The following is a 1,085-nucleotide window of genomic DNA, read 5'->3' on the forward strand; positions in this document are numbered from 1 at the left end:
CGGCTCGACCAACTCCCATTCGGCATCAGCCAGATCACCACGAGTCACACGGCCGGTCTACCGCAGTTGGCACCCTCCTGGAGCGGGAATGACCGATCCCGTGATCTCAACTCAGAACACTCCCTAGCAGGGCTGCTTCCGCGCCGCCTGCTTCCCGGCCTGTCGAAGAAACTCTCCAACCCAGTCCTGGACTACCCCGAGTTGAAGCGGTCCGTCCTCCTAGGCGCCCGCACCTACCGCGTCCGCCGCCCCGCCCCACTGCCCCTGACCGACGAAGAACTCAGCGCGATACGCACACCAACCCTCCTCTTGATCGGCGACCGCAGCCCGCTGGTCCACGCCGTACCGGCACGCGAACGGGTACAACGTCTCATGCCGAATGTAGACGTTGAACTGGTCACCGACACCCGGCACGGCCCCTCCATAGAACACCCGGAGTACGTCAACGGCCGCATCCTGGAATTCCTGAAGACCGCAGGCATGAGCCAACTTCCGGGGCATGCCGCCTGAACTGGCCACTCACACTCAGGGAAGGTGGGGTTGGCGGGGCAGGACGCGTAGTTTGGCCGCTTCTGCGTCCCGGTCGGACAGCGCCGCGTTCTCCAGCGCCAGTTGGTTGACGGCGGTCGCGTAGATCTTGAGCCGCTGTTCCAGGAACTGGCAGTGCTTCTGGAGCCTCGCGTGCTTCTTCTTGAGCTCCTCGAAGGCGTCTGCGGATCTGGCTTGTGTTGCTCTTCTCGCCTCGTCTTTCGCCGCCTCGCTTTGGAAGGTGTCCTTGAGGTCCTGGTGCTGGTGGGTGAGGTGCCAGCGTTTGACGTCGGCCTCGATGGCCAGCTGTGTGATGTTGAGTCGGCCGTTGGACCGCTGCTGGTTGCCTGCGAACAGGCGGTTCATCGCTGTAGGTGCCAGAATCCTCGTCCGCGCTGGTCACGCCGCGTGTGGGCGCTGTCGTGAGTCTCTGCCAGTCGGCCGTAACAGTGGGGGCCTCGCTCGGTGATTGCCGACCGGGTCCGGCCGGCGCCAGGATGGTCCGGTGCTGCTGCGACTGCCCTACCTGGCCTTGACGAGCGTGTTCGCCCTGATAC

2 protein-coding genes are annotated in these 1,085 nt (G+C 64.5%); one reads left to right on the top strand and one right to left on the bottom strand.

Annotation, left to right across the window (positions count from 1 at the left end; translation table 11 throughout):
- The coding region (locus tag P3G67_RS35730) for an alpha/beta fold hydrolase (RefSeq protein ID WP_276097235.1) at window positions 1-510 on the top strand (510 nt) is incomplete at its 5' end.
- A 15-nt stretch (window positions 511-525) separates the two neighbouring features.
- Here P3G67_RS35730 and P3G67_RS35735 read toward each other — a convergent pair.
- Complete coding sequence (locus P3G67_RS35735; RefSeq protein WP_276097236.1) at window positions 526-894, bottom strand: hypothetical protein; 369 nt, start codon at window positions 892-894, stop codon at window positions 526-528.
- Window positions 895-1,085: the final 191 nt, after the last annotated feature.

The sequence above is a fragment of the Streptomyces silvisoli genome (assembly GCF_029269905.1).
GTDB lineage: Bacteria > Actinomycetota > Actinomycetes > Streptomycetales > Streptomycetaceae > Streptantibioticus_A > Streptantibioticus_A silvisoli_A.

Excerpts from the sequence above, each read along its gene's own strand:
- P3G67_RS35735 (WP_276097236.1), bottom strand. The coding sequence starts at position 894 with ATGAACCGCCTGTTCGCAGGCAACCAGCAGCGGTCCAACGGCCGACTC.